The sequence below is a fragment of the Pseudoalteromonas sp. Of11M-6 genome (assembly GCF_022347905.1).
Taxonomy (GTDB): domain Bacteria; phylum Pseudomonadota; class Gammaproteobacteria; order Enterobacterales; family Alteromonadaceae; genus Pseudoalteromonas.
Map to the genome: position 1 here is coordinate 1 of NZ_JAKRFW010000100.1, position 3,286 is coordinate 3,286.

Below are 3,286 nucleotides of genomic sequence, written 5' to 3' on the forward strand. Positions count from 1 at the left end.
TTTGTGGTCCTCGGTAATGTGCTGTCGTCAATTCCGGTTGTGGCAAAGCGCGTTTATCAACCTTACCATTGACTGTAAGTGGAAATTGCTCCAACACCACAAACTGGCTCGGCACCATATATTCTGGTAATTGTTCGGCGAGGTAACGCTTCAACAATGAAGTCTGCTCATTGCCACACAAAGTTGGTTTTAACGTTATATAAAGTAATAACTGAGCACTGTTATTTTTTCCTTCAATAACATGGGCTACGGCTTGTTCAACACCAGTAAACGCCACTGCAAGCGCCTCAATTTCAGCCAACTCAATACGATAGCCACGAATTTTTACCTGTTCATCGATCCGGCCTACGTAAACTAAGTTGCCATCTTTGCGTTGACGGACAAGATCCCCACTGCGATAGATCCGCTCCCCTTGCCAATTCAGAAACTTTTCGGCTGTGAGTTGGGGCTGCTGTAAATATCCTTTAGCAACTCCAAAGCCGGCAATACATAGCTCACCGACCCCACCTTTAGGTGCCACCTGAAGATATGGGTCAAGCACATAAAGTTGGGTATTTGCAATCGCACGACCTATTGAAACCGCTGCACTAGCGGGCTCTTTCTGGCCAGGAAGTACAACATAATCACAACAGCCAACGACGGTTTCCGAGGGGCCATATTCGTTCACAAAGGTCGCGCCATTGAGCCATCGCTGACACTGTCCCAACAGCTGGCCTGTAAACTGTTCCCCACCCACCACTATCGTATGAGGTGTTGTAATACTCTCACCATGGTGAATAGCGCAAAGCGCCTTCAGGTGGGATGGTGTAAGTTTAAACAAACTAGCAGGGCCACTGCGCAAACACTGATACAGATCAGCTAAAGTATCTTCTTCTGGCAGTATCGTGATTGTTTTAGCGCTGATAAGTGGTGCCAATAACGAAGTTAACGTTGCATCAAAACTCAGTGTTGAACTAACTACTGACCGTAATATACCTGCACAGAGATAATGCTTTGCTGCATAATCAAGATAGTTACTTAAGCCTTTATGTAGTACCTCAATTCCTTTCGGTGTGCCAGTTGAACCAGATGTATAAATAACATACGCGACAGGGTTGCTGTACACCTCAGCTAACTTAGTTTTAGCCGTTTTCTCATAGGTGTTGATATCGACGACAGTAGCAATTGAGACGCCTTGTAGCTTCGACTGCCACTCAGGCTTTGTTATAATGGCTGCCAGCTCCGCATGCTCGGCTATTCTTAACAAACGTTGCTCTGGGTGACTCGGATCCATAGGAACATAGGTCATATCAGCACGCAATATTGCTAATACTGAAACCAACAAAGACTCACAACGGCCGAGACAAATACCAATTCGAGCATGAGGTGGGAAATGAGTTACTAAGTAGCAAGCGAGATCTTGAACTTGTGCTGCCAAATCCGCATAAGTCATCGTGCTGTTAGAAAACTGCAGTGCTGCCTGTTTTGGTTTTCTATTGACCTGCTGTTGAAACGACTCTTGTAACCTTAATTCTTGCGGTGCTTCTCGCCCAATATATCCCCGTTCTGATGAGGAAAGCGTAAGCTCACTAAGCATCGTCGTTTCAAAAGTACACTCACTTAAGCTTGTTAGCAATGCGGCGAAATCGGCCAGCATTAACTCCATACTACTGGGTAAAAATAAGCTAGTATCGTATTGCAACATCAACACAGGACAACTGCTACTTAGCTGTACCGCAAACTCTAAGTCATATTTGCATCTATCAGCTGCCACTGGGATAAGATTTGCTTCTACACCACTAAGCGTGAAAGATGAAGACTCCGTATTATTCATGTTCAACATGATCTGAAATAGCGGTGTATATTGAGTTGTACGAGAGTTACAACAAGCATCTACCACTTGTTCAAACGGTACTTCCTGATGTTCTTGCGCTGCAAGGTTCACGTCGCGAATATGCTGAAAGAATGCAGATAAAGTACGCTCTTGAGTATCACTACGAAGCACTAGTGTGTTGACAAAGAAGCCGATCAACGGCTCCAGCTCTGTTTGACATCGATTTGCTACAGGGGTGCCAATCACAACGTCGTGTTCATAGCTATATTTTGATATTAATAGGCTTAATGCCCCATGGTAGAGCATAAAAGGGGTTATATTGGCAGCGGTAGCAAGCCTTTGTAATTTCTCAACCAACGCTGAGGGTAATTTTCGTTGTAGGCGTTTACCATTACTTAACTTAGCACTCGGCCTAGCGTGATCTAACGGTATTTGGTGCACAGAGGGCAGCCCTTGCAACTGCTGCTGCCAATAATGCAACTGACTACTTATTCTCGCTTGGGTGTCACTCTGTTGCTGCCAATGTGCATAATCACTATATTGTATACTGAGAGGAGGTAAGTCTTGTGGCTGTTGAGTCACCTGCGCCTGATAGATACTACAAAACTCATTAACCAAAACCCCCATTGACCAAGCGTCTGAAGCAATATGATGTACTGTAAAAATAATCGCAAGCTCATCTTCCGCTAAACTTACCGCCGAAACTCGTAGCATTTGGTCTAAACTCAGATCAAAAGGCTGACTGTTTTGCTCATGTATCAACCGTTCTAAAGCCAGCTTTTGCGCATCTCCCGTTAAGTGAGTCAATGATAAGTGCTTTATCTGAAAAGGCTTAGTATGATTAACTTTCTGCATCACAACGCCATCAGCCGATTTAATAAAGACGGTTCTTAACGTCTCATGACGCTCAATAAGCAAAGTAAAGGATTGCTGCGCGCTCGCTAAATCAAATTTCCCGCTTAGTTGTACCGCTGAAGTAATATGGTATTCAGAACTACCTTGATTCAGGTTATCTATAAACCACAGCCGCTTTTGTGCATAAGACAGCGGGTGTAATTGTGACTTATCTGCCTTAGCTTGAATCGTCGCGCCAAGAATATAGTCAGCTTGCTCATCAAGACAGTGAGCTATATTTCTAACGCTTTGGGCCTTAAAAATGGTTTGTAAGGACAGTGACTTTGCAAATTCTGCTTGTATTGCAGCTTGCATTTTTACCGCCCGTAGGGAATGCCCGCCTTGACTAAAAAAGCTACTATTTAGGTCTATTTCAGTAACCGGAGTATTTAATATGCTAGACCAAATACTTAACAACTTAACCTCAGTCTCTGACTGAGGCTGCATTATTTGTTCAGCTATAGGCTGATTAACTTTCGCTTTTAGCGCATTTTTGTCAATTTTACCGTTCGGGGATAGCGGCCACTGTGATACCGCAATGTAGCGACTTGGCAGCATGTACTCTGGTAGTAATGCCCG

Annotated in this window: 1 protein-coding gene; it reads right to left on the reverse strand. The window is 44.1% G+C overall.

Going from position 1 to position 3,286, the window contains the following annotated elements; translation table 11 throughout:
- The coding region (locus tag MHN32_RS23310) for an amino acid adenylation domain-containing protein (RefSeq protein WP_239422958.1) at window positions 1-3,286 on the reverse strand (3,286 nt) is incomplete at both ends.